This window comes from Streptomyces sp. NPDC002004 (genome assembly GCF_053593975.1).
Map to the genome: position 1 here is coordinate 15,092 of NZ_JBSFDP010000026.1, position 20,241 is coordinate 35,332.

Here is a 20,241-nt window from a genome sequence, read left to right on the forward strand (position 1 = left end):
CAGCGGCTACCGTCTGCTCGTCGACTATCGACAGGACGATGCCGAACTCATTGGATCGGGTGGCGCTCTGCGTGTCCGTGGCCGTGGCGCGGTCCATCAGGTGGACGTGCTTGGTGAGTTCGCTTTCACCCCCGCATTCTCCCTCCCCGTGCGGTTGTTCCTGGAAGCCAAGCACTACTCGACCCCGTGCGAACTGGAGGTCGTGCGCAATGCGCACGGCGTCCTGCACGACGTCAACGAAAACTTCATGAGTCATGCTGGTACCCGGCCCCGGCGGCGCTACCAGTACACCTACGCGCTCTTTTCCGCCAACGGGTTCACTCAGAGCGCCCAGCAGTATGCCCTCGCCCACCAGATCTCGTTGGTGGACTTGTCCGGGGAGTCCTTCACATGGCTGCGCAAGGCGATCCGGATCGCTGCGGCCAGCCTTTATTCGGCGCAGAACGCCCATGCCGTCGCCAGCTTCCCTGTGGCGTGGATGCGCAAGGTGCTCCGCGAGGCTCTCGATACATGGCCGACCGGGGTGCCGCCGCTGCCGGTCGATACCAACGCCGAGCAGTTCAAGGCTGCTGCCTCTGTGATCCTTGCCCAGTTTGTCGACACCCTGGAACAGCACGCTGCGGCTGAGCTGTTGCTGGGCTTCCCTGCGGCCCCGTTCGTCCTGCCGTTGGTCGCCGAGGATCAGGAGCAGTTCCTCTCCTACGCTGAACAGTGCCCCGACCACGCTGTGCGGCTGCGTCGGTCGGGGCAAGGCGCAACTGCTGAGTGGACGCTTTCCCCGCGAGAAGACGAGGGCGCTTATCGTCTGGCCTTCAAGCTGCCGGAACACATTGAGGTGTGGATCAGCGGGATTGAAGAGAAGGAGCGGCAACGCATCCTGGACATCAAGCAGCAGTTCCTGTCGAGCATCACGATCTACCGTATGAACGGCAGCAGTGCCCGCGCCATCAACTCAGCTATGAGCCGAGCGAGTTGCGACCGTCTCCTGACGGAGACCAGTAGCAGATCGGCTAGGGGGAAGAACTGCAACGGCAGTAGATCGCCCATGTGCCGGGTTATTCAGTTGCCCCACTCCATCCGTACGGGCTCGCGGGCCGCGGCGAGGGCGCCGTCGAAGTCAGCGAGGCGTTCGGCGAGGGTGGTGGTGGCGATGCGGGGCGGAAGGGCCGCCGAGAACTTCAGGCCGCGGACGGCCCGCGGGTCGACGGTGGGCAGGGTGAGGGAGTCGGGGAGTTCGGTGCGGGCGGTTTTCCAGTCGGTGGGGGAGAGGTCCTGGCGGAGCCGGACATGGGTGTCGGTGGGGCGCTGGACGGGGTCGGCGAGGTTGCCGAGGGAGGCGGCGAGGGTGGCGTTGGCGCGGTAGCCGGCCCACGTCCACCAGCGGGTGGCGTCCGCGTCGTGGACCAGCAGGGTGCCCGCCGGGTGTACTTCGTGGGGTGCGCGGTCCATGCGGAGTTCGGCGAGGGCCGCGACGGCGCGGCGGGTGAGGCGGACGTCGGGGTCGGTGCCGAGCAGGACGTCGCGCATGGCGCGGGTGAGGACGTAGGACAGGCCGCGGGCTTCGCTGCCCTGCCATTTGGCGATGCCGCCGTCCTCGACGGGTTCCACGAAGGCACGGCGTCGGGCCCAGTCGATGAACGTGACCTGCCAGCTGCGGCCGGCCAGCAGCAGGCGGCGCGGGCCCGGTCGTTCTTCGGTGAGGACGGTGGGGTCGGTGGTGCCGATCTCGCTGCGTCCAGCGAGCACCGTGAACTCGGGGGGTGCGGTGAAGGAGGCGGTCAGCTCCATGAAGTGCCGGCGGCCGAAGAGCTTCTCGGCTTCGGAGCCGATGAACAGCATGCCGCCGTCGCTGTCGAGGAAGCCTTCCGCGACCAGGTGCGACAGGAGGGGCGCGGCAGACTGGTCGAAGGGAGCCAGGCCGTTCCACTGCTCGGGCCACAACCGGTCGCCGACGCGGTGTTCCTGCAGGGTGACGGCGAGGAGCTGCTGAGCGACGAGATGGCGGGGTGAGGGGGGCGGGGTGACGGGTTCCACCCAGCCACGGGCCCACAGAGTGAGCAGGCCGGCGGCTTGGAGCAGGTTGTCGGGTCGGGTGGCGAGGAACAGGCAGTTGCGGGATGTGCCGGCGCGACGCCCGGTGCGGCCGATGCGCTGCAGGAACGAGGCCACTGTGCTGGGTGAGTCGATCTGGATGACACGGTCGAGGTCGCCGACGTCGATGCCGAGTTCCAGGGTGGAGGTGGACACGATGACGCAGTCGCGGGCTTCGGCGAATGCCTGCTCAGAGCGTGCGCGTTCGTCGGTGGACAGTGAGGCGTGTGAGAGGAACACGGTGACGTCGCGGGCGCGCAGTGCCGCACCGAGTTCTTCCACCTGCTTGCGAGAGTCGCAGAAGACGAGCCGTTTCTCGCCTCGGTGCAGGGCGGAGATCACCTTGGCGGCGTTGGCGAGCGATCCGACGTAGTCGAGCTCCACCTCCCCTGCGGGGCGCGGGTGTTCGCTGGTGCCAGTTGTGGCGGGCAGAGTGACGCCGGGGGCGACGACCCGGCCAGGGCGGTCGGCGGGGCGTGCGCCCTGGAGCCAGGTGAGCAGGGTGTCGGGGTTGCCGACTGTGGCGGACAGCCCGATGCGCTGGATGCGGTGGCCGGCGAGCCGTTCCAGGCGTTCGAGCACGGCAAGCAGGTGCCAGCCGCGGTCGTCCCCAGCGAAGGCGTGCACCTCATCGACGACGACGGCACGCACCCGGCCCAGCATGTGTGCGTGGTCGGTCTTGACGCTGATGAGCATCGCTTCGAGCGACTCGGGTGTGGTGAGCAGGAAGTCGGGGGATTCGGTGCGGATGCGACGGCGTACGGACTCGGGGGTGTCGCCGTGCCAGAGGGCGGCTCGGCGCCCCAGCCACTGGGCGTAGCTGTCGACCCGGTGCACCAGGTTGTTCAGGAGCGCCTTGAGCGGGGCCAGGTAGAGGACGGAGGTGCCGGTCCAGCGCTGCTCTCGCATGGCGGACAGCAGGGGGAAGGTGGCGGCCTCCGTCTTCCCGCCCGCCGTCGGCGCGAGCAGGACCGCGTCCTCACCGTTCATCAGCGGGTGCACGGACGCCTTCTGCAGCGGGCGCAGATCGGGCCACCCGAGCGTGTTGACGATGTGGTGCAGGACTACCGGGTCAAGGCGCTCCAGCGGGTCAGTGCCGCGCGGCTGCTCCTGCACGTCTGCAACTCCAGGGCTGTTCGTCAGAGTTCGGGACTTCGGGAACTGGGGCGTCAGAGGTCGATGTCGAGGTCGTCAGCCGAGGCGGCCGGTGCGGGCGCGGCGAAGTTCCGTTCGGTGGCGGTGAGCTCACTGCTGCCCACGGTCAGCTTGTAGTGCCTGCGCGGGTCGAAGTCGGGGAACTGGTCGATCCGGTCGAGTACGTCGCCAACCAGCTTCTTCAGATACAGCCGTGGTGCGACTCCGACCTTCCCGCCCAGTGCCCCGCCCACAGCCCGGGCCAGGTCGGTGAGGTAGGCGTCGTCGGCAAGCTGCTTGATCCTGTCGGGGGACTGGGAGCCTTCGGTATACAGGTCGCGGATGGTGGCGCCCAGGCCGGTCAGTGATGCCTCGGTGAATCCGGGCAGCCGGATCTGGACGGCCCGCGGGTTGTCGAAGCGGGGGTCGGTGGTGAAGTCGGTGGCGAGGCGCTGGGCGAGCGGTGCGAGTCGCTGTACGCCCTGTTGCCCATCGTAGAAGGCGGGCGTGCCGGTGATGATGAGATACAGGCCGGGGAAGCGGCCGGAGTGGACCTCGTCGATGAGCTGCCGCAGCGCGTTGAGTGCTTTGTCGCGGGCGTCGGAGCGGACCCGTTGCAGGGTTTCTACTTCGTCCAGGACGAGGACGAGGCCGGCGTGCCCGGCGTCTCTCAGCACGGTGAGCAGGCCCTGAAGGAAGCCGAAGGCACCGAAGTGGTCGAGGTCACCGCGGACGCCTGCACTGCGCCGGGCGGCTGCGGCGACGTGCGGCTGGCCGCCGAGCCAGGCCATCACCGCAGCGGCGGTGGCCTCGTCGCCGGCATCCAGGGACTGCTTGTATCCGCGCAGGGCGGTGGCGAACGCGGGGGCGTGTCGGGACACCTCGGCCAGACGGGCAGTGAGCAGCCGGTCCACGGCCTGTGGCAGCTCGCTCTCGCTCGCGCCGTCGGCGAGTGCATCCTCCTCGAGTGCGTAGAACCAGGCGTCTACGACCGGCCGCAGGGCGCTGGGCGGGAAGCTGGCGGTGGCCAGGCGCTCAGTGAGTCGCCGGTAGACCGTCTCCAGCTTGTGTAGTGGGGTCTCGGTCTCTGACACCTGCACCTCGGCCACGGCAAAGGTGCGCCGTTTGGCGCGCTCGCTGAGCCAGCGAGTGAAGAAGGTCTTGCCGGATCCGTACTCGCCGCGCACGGCCTTGAACACCGAACCGCCTGCGGCGGCAGTGTCCAGTTCCTCATCGACGGCCCGCTCGAAGCGGTCTAGTCCGGTGGCGAGCAGGTCGAGGCCGCTCTCGGGGACGGCGCCGCGCCGCAGCGCGTCCACGACAGCACGCCGCCGCACCGCGCTGACCGGGGTGGTAGCCCCGGATGCTGAAGATCCAAACGCGTTCACCCGAATAGTCTCCCATCCGGCTGGCCACCTGGCCGGACACCCGGCCGTGCACCGCGGCGCCGGTGCTCGGAGCGGCCGGGCGGGCCGACTGCACCGCCCGGCATGGCCGCAGACCCCCGGTTCACAGTCCGAACTGCTCGATCATCTGGCCCCGGTGCAGGCGCAGGGTGCGGTTGTCGGGGAGAATTTCCAGGATCTGGGCGCCGTCATAGTTGAGGAGCTGGGCCAGGGTCGCGGCGAGGCCAGGGGCTCGGGTGGCGGGCTGGCTGGCGCGTTCGGCCAGGGCGGTCATGGGCAGGGTGCCCGCTTCGACCAGCGCGGCCAGAGCCTTCGGCAGGACCGCCTTGTCGCGTGGCACACGGGCGAGCAGTGCCAGCTGTTCCTGGTACAGCTCGGTGGCCATGAGGCGATTCACCAGTGCGGTGGCAGGGTCCTCTGTTTGATCGGAGACGGGTACAGCCGCGGGCTTCACTACAGGGGCGACAGGTTCCTGTGGTGCGGAGGGTGCGACCTCGTCCTCGCCGAAGAGACTGATAGCGCCCTCTGTCACGGGCGGGGGTGACTTCTTGGCCTGCTTGCGGCTTGGACGTGCAGCGGTGGCCTCGGGTGCTGCGATGGCATCGGCTCCGGCCCTCGTCTCGGCCTCGAGTCCGGTGGTGGCGTCGTTGTCCTGCTCCCACCATGCGGGCGTAAGGTCGCCCAGCTCCCGCCACCCCGTAGGTGGCTCCGCGCCGAACGGCAGTAGGGCGAGGAGGGGGATGGTGAACTCGGCGAGGGTTGCCCCGCCGTGGTAGCCCGCCTTCAGCGCGGTGTACCGCGCGTCGTGGTCCCGCAGCGCGACGATCCGCGATCCGGGCTCCGGCCAGACTACCCGCGGTCCGGACAGCTCAATTTCGGCCGGTGCGACGGGTCCGCCGGGGGCGCGGTGACGGGCCGACCCTATGGCGCCGGTGGCCGTGTCGATCTTGCTGCCGCGTCGCTCGACCACATGGCCGTGGTCGGAGGTGAGGAGCACGATCATGTCGTTGGCGCGGGCGGCCCGCAGCAGCGGTTCCAGGCCGCCGATCTCCTTGATCTCCCAAGCGCCGTCGCCGAGCTTCTGCTCCTTGGCGAGCCGGTCGTCGACGGTGTTGAGGACGACCGCGACATGGGTGCGCTCGTCGGCGAGCGCTTCAGTCAGGGCGGTGGAGAAGGGCGAGCCGGTGTCGGGGCTGCGCAGATCGTCCTTGTGGAAGACAGCCGCAGGGGCCCCCTTCCAGCACGGGTGCTGGGGGAAGAGCCGCTTCTCGTCGTTCTGGTCGCCCTTCATCAGGGTGCCGGCGAACAGCGAGGTGCGGGAAACGGTGGTGAGGGTGGGCAGCGCAGCGGCCACGGCACGCCTCACCGGTGCTCCGGTCGCGCCCTGCAGCGGGTCGAACTCGGACCAGTGTGCGTGCAGTTCCTCACCCAGTTCGGCTGCGATCGCCGCACTCATTCCGTCGATGAGGAGGAGCAGGACCCGTCGGCCGGGACAGTCCACGACGGGCGCGACGACCCGGTCCAGGAAGCTTTCGACGGTGAGCATGGCGCCGGGGGCGGTGCCATCTGCGGTCCACACCGCGAGCCGTTCGGAGAACGCGCGGTCCAGCTCACGACGTTTGCTGCGCACCTGCTCGCCGATCCGGCTGTAGGCGTTGGCGAGTACGTCATCTGCGTCGCCGCCCGCGTCCAGGTGTTCCAAGGCTCGGTCTACCCAGCCGAGTTCGCGGATCTGGCGGTCGGCGCCGTCTGCCACCGAGGCGATGTCGACTTCAGGCTGTGACGCCAGCCACCGCCGCAGCCGCGCTGCCATCCGTACCCGTTCGATACGGGCCTGGGTGGCGCCGTCGACGGCCAGGGCGTGTTCGGCCAGCGCGGTGATGGCAGCCGTGACCGTCTCGGGACCGCCGTCGGCGAGGGCGCGGCCCGCGGCGGTGAAGCGGGCATCGAGTCCGGCGGCGAGCAGCGGACTGGCAGCGGCGGCGGTCTGCGCCCCGAACTGTGTGACGAGCTGTGCGGCCCTGCTCAGGACCGGGTCGGCGAGCCGGTGTTCGCCCCGGTCGACGAGGCCGCGGACGTACGCCTCACCGCTTTGCCCGAAAGAGGTAAGGAGTCGGTCGAGGTCGTCGCCCTGGGCGGGGGGCTGGTCGCCGAGCCATCGCTCGGCGCGCCCGCGCGCCCGGTACAGGTCGTGGTCGGCCTCCGCGTGGCCCCACAGGGCCGCGCAGACGACCGCGTAGGCGGCTGCGTCCGCCCCGTGGTCGGCGTCTACCAGGGCGGTAATGATCTTTCCGGTGGAGCCGGCCTGTTCGGGTTCGGCGAGGAAGCGGGCCAGGCCGGCCCGTTCCGGTCCGCGCAGGTCGCGCAGGAGGTTGGGGCCGCCTGGGATGTGGGTCCACCGGAACAGGGTGATGGGGTCGATGCGGTCCCCGTCGTCGTGTGCGGCCGGCCCGCCCAGCGCGTCCGTGTCACGGCGGCCGAGTCGGAGCCGACGCCGGGCCAGCCGGGTGAGGGCTTCGTCTCGGGACAGCAGTCCTTTACCGAGCGAGGGCCAACCGCGGCTGGCCGCCGCGTCAAGGAGCGCTTCCGCCGCCCAGGTCTCCCTCCGCAGCCGCCCGTCGAGACCGCGCGCGTCGAACGCCTCCTGCACGACCTCCCAATTGTCGACGGACCGGATCCTTCCGCCGTAGACGCGGGCGAGCAGCCCGGGGTCGAGGTCGGTGTCCTCGCGGTCGGTGAGGACGACCAGGACTTTGGGGTCAGGAGGAGTCGGCGCGTCGAGGTGGCCCAGGATCTGCTCGTGCACGGCCAGCACCGAGGGCGCGACGACCACCCGCGCCTGCAGCCCGCTCGCCGTACGCTGCACGGCGGGCCCGTCCCAGACGGGAGCGGCCCGCAGCAGCAGTACGCGGACCGTGCCGTCACCGAGCCGACTGCGGGCGGCGAGGTACTGACGGACGGTTCCTGCCGACAGCCGGGCGGGGCCGGCCGTCGCGGGGGCTGTGGTGACCGTGTCGGACATCAGTCGACGACCTTCCAGGTGACCTCGACGGTGGCGTTCGGGTGCTCGGCCGCGAGCGCCGCGATCTCCGCCTGCAGTTCGGCGGCGGCCCGGGCGGCGGTAGTCCGCCCGCCGCCGGAGCGGGCCACGGACCGGGACGGTGTGCGCGGCCCCGGCTGCTGCGGCGGCTCCGGCAGCACCTGCGGGTGGGCGGAGCCGCCGTTCAGGTCCACGCTGTCGGAGCTCGGCGGCGGAGTGGGCGACGGCTGGGGGCGCTCGGTCGTGCTCTGGCGAGACCTCAGCAGGGACAGCACTTCCCGGCTGCTGGCGTGCAGCACGCCCGGCAGGTCGGGGTAATCACCCGGGTCGCCAGCAGCAGCATCCCGCACCCGCTCCAGGACGGCCGCGCCGTCCACGCCGAGGGTGTCAGCCAGGCTCAGCTGGTCCCAACTGGTGTTCTGCAGCGCGCTGGCGACCTTCCCGGCGCTCTTCAACGACATGCCGTACCGGTGTGCGGAAAAGTCGCCGAGAGGGAAGCGGGCGAGCCGGTCCACGACGGTCTTCGCCTCGATGCCCGCTTCCGTTACCTCCTTGACCAGTTCCTGCGCCCGCCGGGCAAGGACGAGGCGGGGGGAGTCGTCGTTCAGATGGAGGAAGTCGCGGTGCTTCTCCAGTTCCCCGACGAGCCGTCCGGCGTCCTGGCCGAGTGAGGCGGCGGCCTGCTTGATCTGTGCGGCGAACTGGTTGACGATCCGGCCGCGCCGCAGTTGCGGCGCCTGGTCGCCGAGCATGGTCTCGAACCGCTTGCGCGCCTCTGTCCAGTCGCTCTCCGTGGGCAGTTGCTGCTCGCGCAGGGCGTAGTCCGGCTTCAGCTCGTGCGGTGCGGGCGCGGGTTCGATGGGGACGCCGCCGCGCACCCATACCCGGTCGGTCATCTCCGCGTACGCGGCGGCGAGCAGCCGGCGCAGCGGCTCGGGCAGACCGCGCGGCTCGGGAAGGTCGCTCCAGTCGGAGAGCTTGACCAGGGTCGGCTCGGCGGTGCCGTTCCGGCGGGCTCGGTCGTTGAAGTGGTCGGACCAAGCGGTGGACTGCCGGTAGTACGCCTCCCGCATCGCGCCGAGCCCGAGGCCGCCCGCGATCCGCGCCATGGTCTTGCGGTCCTTGGAGTCGACCTCGGTCTGGCCGTCACGGTTCTCGGCGGCCTTGCGGACATACTCGAAGACGGTCTTGATCTCGGCAGGCTTCACGGGCCTGCCAGTGCCGTCCGGGTCCAGGTCGGGATGGGCGGGGTACTGGTGGGCGAGCAGCTTTCCGGCCAGGTCGCGGGCGGCGGTATCCAACGTCGCGCCAAGCGGAAGCCGCAACTCGGGCACGTCCTGCTGGGCGACCAGGTGGGTGTCGAAGCTGAGGTCGACGACCCCTTCCTGCTTCTGCGTGAGCCCGTACGCCTGCCGCAGCGCCTGGCTGACGCGCTCGGTGAGGACGAGGAGCTGCGACTGGAGCATGCCCTTGGCGCGCTCTTTGTCGTCGGCGTTGAGGCTGCGCGCGAAGTCGGAGTCGAAGCGGGTCTCGTCAGCGAGGGCCTTGTCGATGACGACGAGGCGCTCGAAGTCGCCGCGGGAAGCATCGGTCAGATGAGTGGGCAGCCAGGCCAGGGTGCGTGAGTCACCGCCCGGCTTCTCCCGCAGAGCGCGCAGCCGCTGCAGGTCGTCCATCGGCCCGAACTCGCCCTCGTCATAGGGGAAGTCGACGATAAGCCGCCAGGCGTCCTCCTGGCTGGGCCGCAGGGTCGCCTCGGGCAGCGAGTCGACATCGGCGACGTTACCGAAGACCACCTCGACCTGCCGTTCGGTGCCCTTCCACACCAGGTTGAGCACGTCGTAAGCGTCGAAGCCACCAGGCCCGTCGCTGACGCCGAGCGCCTCCTTGAGCAGGCCGCGCATCTTGGCACGTCGGTTGTTCTGGTTGTTGTGGACCTGGGCGTTGGCGAGGACGGCGTCCAGGTCGACACCGGTGAGCTCCAGACGCACCACCGCACCCGGCCCGGTACCGGTCACCTTTATCTCGGGGAAGGTCGCCGCCCACTCCTTCGCCTTCTGCTCGAGCCGGCCGACCTCGGTCCCCGCGATGCGGGTAGTGATGGAGCCGTGGTTGAGGGCATGCAGCCGTGCCAGGGTGAGGTCGGCCAGCGCGGGCACACTGGGCGCGAGCGCAGACAGCAGCAGGGTCTGCAGCAGTCGGCTGTCACCGGTGAAATCGCGGCAGCGGGCCGCAAGTTGCGCGTCGCCGAGGGTCTCGGGGCGGCGCCGGTACGCCTCGACCTGGTCCTCCGTGACCTGGTTGGTCTTCAGCAGGTACGGGCGCAGCTTGTCCCGGTACAGCTTGTCGGCGGCCTCGAAATGAACACTGGTCTCCCCGCTGAACGCCTTGTCGCCGCCGCCCGCGATCGCCGGGTACAGATCACCCAACGGCACAAGCTGCCCGAGCCGCCAGTCGTTGCGGTGATCGACGAGCAGCTGACTCATCAGCTTCAGACCAGTGCGGGAGCGCTGCAGGGCCGCGGAGATGTGTACCAGGGTGTCCATGAACGCCGGCGGGAACGGGTACGTCCGCCTGAACGCGCCCTCGTCCGCGCCGGTGGTGGACTTGTCGTGGCCGAGCAGGGTGTCCCAGACATCCGGGCCGAGCCTCTTGGCCTCGGCGAACGCCGCCTCCACCTTCGCCTCGGCCTCCGGGCTGGTGGGCCTGAGTAGGCGGGCCTGCGCGATCTGTGGGAGGTTGCGGTCCTCCAGGACGATCTTGTCGAACCGCCCACCGCTGAGCTTCAGACTGTCCTGGACGGCGGCCTCGGCGGCCCCCGACATCTCTTCGCCGACCAGCTCACGCAGGTCGCGCTGGCGGGCGATGAATGACACCACCGGGATGGCGCGCCGTTCGTCGCCGCCCTCCACAAAGTTCGTGATCTTGTCGGCTTCGCGGGAGACGAACTTCTGGTCGTGGATGCGGGAGGCCAGCCACAGGATCAGCTCGTCCATGAAGAGGACGAGACCGTCGTAGCCGAGGGACTTGGCGTGCGCGGCGATGATGCCGAGCCCCTTGTCCAGCGAGACGAACCCGTCGGCATCTTCGGAGGCGTTGCGTGAGAACGATGGGAACAGGGTCTGGGTGAGGTCCTGCACGAGACGGGCCCGCAGTTCCCGTGGCGTGGAGGGGTTCTCCAGGTCGAGGTCCTTGGTGTTCTCATGCTCCTCCGGCGCGTTCACCGCCTGGTCCAGCAGCTCAGTGGTCCAGGCGAAGGAGTCACCCCACTCGTCCTCCTGGCCGTCGCCAGCATCGGCGAGCTGCTCGATCACCCGCTCGTCGCCGTTGCGGCGACGCTGCTCGGCGAAGTCCTCGAAGAGCCCGTCGGTCCGGTAGACCTGCGGCAGCGGGCAGTCGGGGTGGAGTTTCCGTACGTGCTCCACGTACTTGCCGAGTACACGCTGCTCCAGCGACTTGGAGCCCAGCATGTGGTACGGCACCAGCAGGAACTTGCGGTCGTCCGCATCCAGCCAGGCGTGCCGGGCCCGCACCGGGTCGAGGTCGCGGCGCGCCCGGGCGGCCTGGTTACGTGACAGCAGCGCGTAGAGCACCGCCATGAAGTGCGACTTACCGGAGCCGAACGAGCCGTGTAGATAGGCAGCCTTCGAGGAGCGGCTGTCCAGCGCCGACTTGATCAGGTCGAGGGCCTCGTCGAAGTTGCCGAGCAGCCGGTCGGTGACGACGTAGTCCTTCAGCGCAGCCTCGGCCCCCTCGGGCGTGACCGCTTCGTTCAGCTTCAACACGAAGTCGGAGGTGGACACCGACTCCGGGATGTCGATCAACTCCCGAAGCAGCGGCCGGTCCTCGGGACGAGGATTGTTCCTGTTCATGAACGCCATGGTGTGTCTGCTCCTCGCCCTACTCAGGCGGACTCTGCGCCGCTTACGGCCTCGGTGACGGTGTCGTTGTCGGCGTCGATGGTGGACGTCTGGACGGCGGCCTTCGTGCCCGTGCGCGTCCTCGATGTGGCGGCCTTCGACGCGCCGCGTCCACGGCTGGCGGCCGACGGACGCCAGGCCCGCAGTGCATCGTCGGTCAACCCGAGCTCGCCCTGCTTCTGCTGCCTGAACGCCAGGATCTCGGCGGCCGGCGACGCCCCGAACTCCGGGTCGTACTCGCCATACCACTGGTCCAGCCACGGCTGCAGCTCAAGCAGCCCGGCCAGGTAAGGCACGAGGTCGTCGTCGCTGAGCCCAGCCTGCTGGATGTACGAGGCGAGCGCGAGGGCCTGCTCCAGGTGATCCCAGCCGGCCCACCCGTACAGCTCCGGCGACTGCGCGTTGACCGTGCCGTAGGACACGAACCGCTCCTTCGGCACATCCAGCTTGCCGCGCGCACGCCAGTAGCTCGGCTTCAGGAAGTCCGCCGAGGTGTACTTCGGCGGCACGGGCGTCCGCTCACGGACCTTCCGCTTGGCGGGCTCGTCCGGCGCCGCGTCCTCCTCCCGCTGCAACTCCCAGACCTGCTCCCAGTCAGCACGCTTCTTCAGCCCGGTCGGCTTGTACCGCAGCGCAGACACGAACGGCACGTGTTCCTCGGACAGCAGCTCCCGCACGATTTTCACGAGGTCCTGCCGGGGTGCGTACAGCTCGGCAACGGACGTGAAGTCCTCATCGGTGAACAGGCTCTCGGCGAGGCGGGCGAGGGTGGTGACGGTGGGATTGCCGCTGGCGTCGAACCAGTACGCGCGGTCCTCAACTCGGTCGAGCAGCCAGGACTTCAGCGCCTTCTGCTGCATCGCGTCCCAGCCTTCGGACTTCCATCGACGCTTGTATTCTGGGCGCTCCACCATCCCGATTGCACGGTTCGACTCAATCACCTCGATGCGCTTTTGGACGAGCGCGCGGTAGTCGTTGGACCAATGCGCAGGAATCTCCGTGATTGGCGTCGAGCCATGCCGCGTGAACCACTCGCTACTGGCCTCACCGGCTGCAACCCGACGCGCGAGCACGATCTCAAACGCACGTTCACCGAGGGCGAGTTCGGGCACATCGGAGGCATCGGGCAGGCGCAAGTCCTCAGAGTGCAGGTGGTACAGGGAGTAGACCTGCCAGTCCAGCTCCTCCTGGAGGGCGATCATGCGGCCCCGGGTGGTGTCGTAGCGGTCGCGGGCTTTGCGCAGGGCAGCGGCGGCGGGGACGGCCTCAGCGGCGAGGGCGAAGGGGGTTGTCGCGGAGAGCTGCTGGGCGAGGGCGTCGAGTTCAGTGGCGAGAGCGATGGGGTACTCGGCGGGGAGAGGGAACTCCTGGAGTTTCGTTCCGGTGAACTCATAGTTGTTTTTCCATGCTTCGCTACCCATTGCCGCATAGCCAGCGTCAACGCGTGCGCCGCCCCCTTCACCTTTATTGTGTGATACCTGCATCAACCAGAAACCAGCCGTGGAACTATTGAGTAGGCCCAGCAATTGCAGATGCTCCTCCTCCGTCGCCCCTTCCTGCAGCTTAATTACGGGTGCATGGCGGTTGAAGACACTCCCGCCACGGTTCAGAACAAGGTGATTATGGGTGGAGACGAATGCGAACATGATCGATAGGGGCGTGGCATATGCTGACGCCGTATACTGCATATACTCCCACCAATTAAGGCCAGCGTCGGCCATGTCCCCCTGGAAGGTGCGTCGCTCCCTGAGGATTGCCCGATAAGGCCAGAGTTCCTCTTGAAGGCGCCCTACCTCAATTCCCTTGGCGTACGGAAACCAGATGGATTCCTCAGCTGTAGCCCGCCAATCCCTGACGACATCACCGGTCAGGAAGGGGAGGAGTGCCGACTTGTTGGCTTTGGTTTGGTACGTGCTGCGATTCGGCCTGACGAACGCGCTATCGGCGCCGACGCGAACGGCGCGACCAATGCCCGGATCAATGGCATTTACCAATGTCTTGCCGGTTGTCGCCGACAGAACTTCAACGAGCTCCAGTCCGCCATCGGCCAGAATCCACGGCTGCTTCCCGAAGTATCTCCGCCGCTCCAAGTCGTCCACTGAGATCCACTGGCTTACGCTCCCCGGCCGGTCGATCTGTTCCACAATTGCCCGCCAGACCAGCCCTTTTGCCGCATCCTTCGGTGCCGAAGGTTCCCCCTGCACGCTTCGCGCTGTCCGGACCGATACCTGGCGACCTGAGCCCTCTCTCGGCCTGCCCACGAGGATGACTGTCGGTGTCCCGTGTCCCGGGATGTACGCCCCTGACGTGTCGATGACCTCGGTGAGTTCGACCTTGTGAGCGAAGTACTCCTCGATGAGCTTCGTGCCGAACTCGCGCTTCATGAAGGAGTTCGATGTGATCTGGCCGACCATGCCGTAGCCGTTCCCGTCAGCTCCGCCTCGCTTGGCCAGTTCAAAGAACCGCTGGGCGAAGGGGACGGACAGCGCGTACGTACCCGCGCACGCGTCGTACAGCTGCCGGTACAGCTGGTTGAGCTGCTTGTCCTTGACCGTGATGTAAGGCGGGTTGCCCACGACCACGTGGTAGCGCCCTTGCTCCAGAATCCCGGCATGCTCGTACACGTCCTCCGTCGCGTACGAAAAGTCGGCCAGCGGGTCACCTGCTGCGCTGCCGCCGTCTTCCTCAAGGGCGAGCCCCAACTGCAGCTCCAGCTGCCGGTCCTTGATGAGCGAGTCTCCGACCGCGAGCTGGACGGGCCACTCGTAGCGCCGCGCCTCCTCGAACGTCCGCATGCCGCTCGCGGCCATCGCCGCGACCAGGAGCCGGAAACGGGCCACTGCGACCGCGAACGGGTTGAGGTCCACCCCGTGCACCGAGTTCAGGGCCGCTCGCACCCGCTCGTAAGCGCCAACCTCGGGCCGCTGCTCAGCCCACATCCGCACAAGCCGCCGGAATGCGCCGAGCACGAAGTGGCCGGATCCGCAGGTCGGGTCAATCATCTTAAGCTCTTCGAAGCCGAACTCCCGCACTGCCGGGGTCATCGTCCGGTCGAGGATGAACTCCTCCACGAACTCCGGCGTCTGCAGCAGCGCGTACGTCTTGCGGGCCGCCTCGCTCAGGTCTTGGTACAGGTCGCCCAGGAACCGGGTGTCCCAGCCCTCGGTGCCGTCCTCGCTCAGCGGGTCACTGAAGTCGTGCACGAGGACCGGACCGCCCGCCCCTTCGTCCCCGCTGACCTCACCGGCGCGCTGCTCCCGCCAGAATGCGAGCAGCGCGCCGGCGCCGTCGTGCGACAGCGGGATCTGGTAGAGCGGGTTGTGGTCACGATCGAAGAGCAGCCGCCCGGCCTGCCCGGCGCCCAGCTCAGCGAACGCCGTCTCCAGCCATCCTCGGTACGTCGGGTCGGCGTCCTTCTCCAGGTATTCCTCGAACCGCGCCTGGGCGGTCTCCCGCCCCGCCACGTCGGGGGCGGTGATGTACGGCTCGGCGATCAGCCGGTTGTCCTCGCTGAACCGCACGAAGACCGTGCCGAGCACCCAGGCCACCGCGACCTGGGTGATCCGCTCGCCAAGCCAGGCGTTCCACGTCGCCGCCGTGCGGCCCAGCTTCCGGGCCTGCTCATACTCACCGCGCAGCCGCGTCCCGACCTCAGGGACGGCTTTGACCTGCTGCTCAAGGTCGGTCTCTGCCGCCTTGACCTGCTTCTGCAGGTCGGCGAGGAGGCTCTGACGGTCGATCACGAACGGCTCCAGTCGGGAATGGAAGAGGACGGAGAAGATCAGGTTAGAAGGGGGAGACGGGTCAGGCGTTCGGCTCGAGGTGTTTGCGCGCGACCCAGGCGTCAGGCACAACGATCCACTCGTCGAACCCCGCCTGGTACGGAACACTCTGCCCTGCCAGCCGCGGCGCTCGTGCCGGGTCGGACTGGGCGACAAGCAGCCACAGCGGGTTACCGCCCTGCCGCGCTTCCTCCGCGAGCCGCCCGAGCAAGTCCAGCGCGTCGTAGCGCGCGAGCACCGCTGTGTCGGTGAGGAGCAGCGGCCCCAATCCTTGCGCAAGGTGCTCCCGCAGCTGCGGCTCGATCCGCCCCCACGCCTTGTCGGTGCGTATGCGCAGCTGTTGGTGAGCCCGACTACCCGGCTCGGCGGCGTCCGCCTTGAGGACGGTCTCCCAGGTCGGCCGGGCAGCCTCGCCGACCACGCCGCGCAGTTCGGCCACGAACAGTGCGGTCACCGACACCGGCCGAGCCCTGTATGGTTCGCCGGCCAGCCGCCGCACCGCGTCCTCGGCCCGCCGCTGGGGCACGGTCAGGACGCGGAAGCCGTCCTGCCGCGCCGAGTGCATAAGTCGCTGCTCAGCCTTGACGGCAGCGGCGACGGCAGCGTCCGCGTCGTACTGGGTGGGGGCCGAGCGGCGCGCAGCCGAGGCACCCCAGCTCGCCGAGGTCAGCCCGGCAGTGGCGTCCCCGGAGGGGCGGTCCGGGATGAGCCGGAGCACCTTGTCGTAGCGGGTGGCTAGTTTCAGCTCGAAGCCGGCCTGCTTCAGGGCGCGGACCAGGGCGCTGCCCGTGGGCAGCTCGCGCGGCGCCAGCGGATCGGTGCCCAGGTCGGGGAAGCGGGTGGCGACCCGCTTGTGCAGCGCGTCCACCGTCAGGCCCGGCTGCCGCTCCTCCTCGACGCCCGGCTGCACGGCGACCACGCCGGCCTGAGTGATCCGCAGCGCACGCACTAGGTCCAGGTCGCGCGGGTAGATCTCCAACCGCGGGGTGAGCGCGGCCCGGGTGGAGGCGGCGACCGCGATCTCGGCCGTCCGCCGCTCGTCCCAGCCCAGGCTGCCCGGTGGCCGTCGCACCGCGTCCAGCTCGGTGAGGACCGTGCTCGCCGTCGGCAGGGACTCAAGCGCCGCGAGCCGGTCGGCCCGCACGCCCAGGTTCAGCGCGTACTCCTGCAGGGCGGGCAGCGCCGGGGTGTCCGGACCGTCCACGTCCTCCCGGACATCCAGGGCGAGCAGGCCGAGTACCGGATCGGCGCCCTTGGGCATGCGGGCGTGGAAGTAGCGGAAGAGCGGCGGGGACTCGTTGTCGTAACTCTCTCGTTCGACCACCGCACGCAGCAGCGACAGGGCGAGTGCACGCCGGTCGCGCCGCTCCACGTGCTGGGTGCCGCGCCGGGCGATGAGGGCGTCGGCGAGCTCGATCACCGGGGCCACCCGGCCGCGCTCAGCCAGAAGCTCCACCACCTGCTCACGGAGCAGCCCCAGGGCCGCGTCCTTGTACCAGCGCTCGCGCGCCTTCTTCACGATCTGCGGGATCCGGCCCGCGGTCAGGCCCACCGCATCGGCGACGTCCCGTTGCCGGACCCAGGCCAGGCCCCCGGGCAGCGTGCCTGTCTCATCGGGCAGCCGCAGCAGCAGCCGGATTGCTTCGCGCTCCTTGGCGTTAGAGCGGGCACTACCGCTGGACGGCTTCGGCACCAGGCGGGCGGCGAGCGCGTCCAGGCTCAGGCCGCCCAGCACCTGCGGGTCGGTGACGTCCCCGGCGACCGACTCCGCGACCGCCCGCTCCAGGTCGGAGAGCTCCTGGCCCGCCGCCTTGCGGGCCTCCGCGCTGAGCGGCGTGGGAGCCGCCTTGCCCAGGCGCGCGTTCCATTCTTTCTGCCGGCGCTGGATCTCCTCCCGGGTGCGCGAGCCCATGCCCGGCGCGGTGAGGAACTTCTTCGCCGAGTATTCCAAGACGTCACCGACGGTGTTCAGCCCCATCGCGAACAGCTGCGACTGCGCTGCGACCGTCAGACCCGCCACCGACAGCGGCGTGTTCCGGTCGGCGCGCTCGGCCTGCTGGTCGCGGACCTGCTCGGCAGAGACGTCGTCGTCCTCCCGCCCGATCCGCGGCTGCGCAGCCGACTCGGCAACCGCGTCGGTGCCGCCCTTCGCTCCGCGCCCCGACTTCTCACCGTGACCAGTGCTCGGCGCCGTCGTCTGCTGTGCGTCTAGGAAGATCCGCTGCCAAGCACGCTCCATCGGCTTGAGATCCGGAAAGCGGTCCTTCACATCCCGGGCCAGCGCCTTACGGAAGAACGCCAGCAGGCCGTCCCGGACGGCCGGCTCAAAGGCGTCTGCCGCCAGCTGCGGGTACGGCCATTCCTTCGCATCCGTCTGCCGGGCCGTGACCGAGCCGTCACCCCAGCGGGGCAGCTCGTTCGACGCCATCTCATGCAGCGTCACGGCCAGCGCATACCGTTCGGCGTGCCCGTCGTACGAGCCGCGCGTGATGACGCCCACGAACGGGTCGAGATAGCCCTCGGTGCCCGCCTCGATTTCCTTTGCCGGGTACCCGGCGAGCGAGAAGTCGATCAGTACCAGCTGCCGGGTGCCGTTGGGGCGGACCCGGATCGCGATGTTGTCCGGCTTCAGATCCCGGTGCCAGATCCCCTCCGCCTCCAGGTGCTCCACCGCGCCGAAGAGGTATTTGCCGTACGCCTCCAGCTGGTCCATGCCCAAGCGGCCGTTGTCCCGCAGCTGGCGGGCAACGGTGTCCTCCCGGCGGCGCGGCCCCTTACTCGCACTGCCGTCCTGGTCCTTCAGCTCCCGGCTGTCGCCCACGTACTCCAGGACTAGGACCCGGCGCCCGGCCAGTGTCAGCGGTTGAGGCTCGTACAGCGAGATGATGCTGGAGTCCCGGTGGATCCGGCCCAGGACCTCCGCCTCACGATCCAGGACAGCATGCTTGGCCTCGCTTAGCGCGACCTTCAGCACTGCCACCGGCAGGGCGCCGCTACGCCGAGGCTCGCCCTCCAGGTCCCGCACCAGGAATGCCCGCGAGGTCGAGCCTGTACCGAGTCGGCGCACGACCTCCCAGCGTCCGGCCAGTACGTCCCCGGCCACGGCCTCCAGCGGGTCCTTCTCCGGTTCAGACCGTTCCTCGCCCGCTCCTGTGGCTGAACCGCCGTCCCCGCCCGCGCCTGCAGCCGCATCCCCGCCGCCCGGGACGTCCTCGACGAATGCCTGCTCGACGTACTCCAGCATTTCCAGGAAGTCGTCGACCGTGGACAGACGCCGACCCGGTTCGTACGCGGTGGAAGCCTCCACCAGATCGTCGATGTCCGGATTGAGACCGTCGACGAGCGCGCTTGGACGCAGACTCTCACCGGCCTCCAGACGTGCCATCACCTCGCTCTGGCTGGCGCCAGGCGCTTGTCCGGTCACCAGCAGATACGTGAGCACGCCGAGCCCGTACACATCGAGGCGCACTGGATCGGCCTTCGGAATCCTCAGTTCCGGAGCCAGATACGGATCGGCCTGCTCCGCGACATGGAACCCCGACACGTTGGTCGGAGCCAGGGTCAGCGGCCGGCCGCGGCTGGACCTTTGCCCAGTGGCGATCTGCCAGTCCGCGATCTGCGTCCACGGACGCAGCCAGCGCTGTTCTTCGCCGAGCTCCCTCCCGCGCGGGCCGCGGTCGCGCGGAATCACATGCACCGCATGCGCCGACAGCGTGCGGTGGTGGACCCGCCGGGAGTGCGCGGAGCGCACCGTCTCGGCAAGCTGCCGCACCAGCGCGAGGCGCCCCTGCAGGTCGAGACCCTCACCGTGCTGGACCAGGTAATCGTCCAGGCGCAGCGTCTCCGGGTGGTAGTCGAAGAGGATCGCGGGCCCGGCGGGATGCCCCGACGGCAGATAATTCTTCAGCTGTACCGCACCGGGATGACGAAAACGGCTGAGTACCGATGCCTCGCGGGCGGCGGCACGCTCCACCGAGCGCCGCTCGTCGTCGGAGGCACCACGTTCACTGAGGAAGACCCGTACCCGTGCCAGATCGTGCAGCTGGGAATGGCGTCCCAGATAGTCGGCCCAGGACGGCCCGGAGTCGAACGCCTTCGCCTCCAGGAGGTAGGAGCCCACCTCGTGCTGGCGGCGGATCGGTGCGATACGGAGCTTTTTCAGGGCTGCATCGACAAAGCGGGATGCCTCGGCTGTGATCTGGTAGCGGGCGTCTCCCGGCGGCACGGCCAGCATGTCCACCAGCTGCTTGACCGTGAACACGCCGTTCATGTCGGCAGCCGGAAGGTTCACCTGAAGCTTGTCGTCCGTGAAGCAGACAGCCTCACCCACCCAGATCTTCGTTCGGTGCGCGGGCCGACCGGAGACGCCGTTAATCAGGCCCGACAGCTCCTTGGCCTTCCGGTTCGCCAGGTGCAGCGGATTACCGTGTCGACGGCTGGTCCCGCTGGGCGTGGTCTGCACCCAGTCGTTGCCGCCGCCGTGGACCGAGCCGTGCCAGTCCTTCAACTCGACCAGGAAGACCCCGGCCGGCGCTACCACCAGAAGATCGACCTCACGGACGTGCCCGCTGTTCGCGGTGAACATGAAGTTCGTCCAGGCACGCCACGGCTCCTCATCTGGCAGACGCCGGCGGATCGCCTCAAGACCACGGCGCTCGTGCTCATACTCGGACTCGGTGACCGTCGTCCACCGGTCTTCCAGCATGCGGCTCCCCGTCCGTGTCTGTATGCCTGCCGTGGTTCCTGTCGGCGCGTTCAGGAAGCACAGCTCAACCTCGGACCGAATCCTAAAGGGTGACACTGACACCAAGAGCGGCCTGAGCGTGCTGCGACAGAGGTCCTGCAGCCCAGACCTGGCGGCGATGGAA

6 protein-coding genes are annotated in these 20,241 nt (G+C 69.0%); all 6 read right to left on the bottom strand.

Translation table 11 applies throughout. The annotated features are described in order from the left end of the window. Positions 1–1,059 precede the first annotated feature (1,059 nt). The 6 genes from ACWCP6_RS28100 to pglW all read right to left on the bottom strand — a co-directional run bounded on the left by ACWCP6_RS28100 (position 1,060) and on the right by pglW (position 20,078). Entirely contained in the window at positions 1,060–3,207 is a 2,148-nt protein-coding gene (locus ACWCP6_RS28100; protein ID WP_450935367.1) for a DEAD/DEAH box helicase, read from the bottom strand. A 53-nt stretch (positions 3,208–3,260) separates the two neighbouring features. Then, positions 3,261–4,613: a BREX system ATP-binding protein BrxD gene (gene brxD / locus ACWCP6_RS28105; protein WP_360965128.1), complete on the bottom strand. Its 1,353-nt coding sequence runs from the start codon at positions 4,611–4,613 to the stop codon at positions 3,261–3,263. Between the two features lie 121 nt (positions 4,614–4,734). Then, a complete protein-coding gene (gene pglZ, locus ACWCP6_RS28110; RefSeq protein ID WP_450935368.1) occupies positions 4,735–7,653 on the bottom strand; it encodes a BREX-2 system phosphatase PglZ in 2,919 nt (972 codons plus the stop codon). Then, positions 7,653–11,552 (bottom strand): BREX-2 system ATPase PglY, encoded by a 3,900-nt coding sequence (pglY, locus tag ACWCP6_RS28115; RefSeq protein WP_450935369.1) that lies wholly within the window; start codon positions 11,550–11,552, stop codon positions 7,653–7,655. Before pglY ends, pglZ begins: the two co-directional genes overlap by 1 nt. Before the next feature lie 23 nt (positions 11,553–11,575). Beyond that, positions 11,576–15,334 (bottom strand): BREX-2 system adenine-specific DNA-methyltransferase PglX, encoded by a 3,759-nt coding sequence (gene pglX, locus ACWCP6_RS28120; RefSeq protein ID WP_450935370.1) that lies wholly within the window; start codon positions 15,332–15,334, stop codon positions 11,576–11,578. A gap of 61 nt (positions 15,335–15,395) precedes the next feature. Further along, positions 15,396–20,078 (bottom strand): BREX system serine/threonine kinase PglW, encoded by a 4,683-nt coding sequence (gene pglW / locus ACWCP6_RS28125; protein WP_450935371.1) that lies wholly within the window; start codon positions 20,076–20,078, stop codon positions 15,396–15,398. Positions 20,079–20,241: the final 163 nt, after the last annotated feature.

Coding starts and splice junctions, on each gene's coding strand:
- pglZ (WP_450935368.1), bottom strand. CDS start 7,653: ATGTCCGACACGGTCACCACAGCCCCCGCGACGGCCGGCCCCGCCCGG.
- pglY (WP_450935369.1), bottom strand. CDS start 11,552: ATGGCGTTCATGAACAGGAACAATCCTCGTCCCGAGGACCGGCCGCTG.
- pglW (WP_450935371.1), bottom strand. CDS start 20,078: ATGCTGGAAGACCGGTGGACGACGGTCACCGAGTCCGAGTATGAGCAC.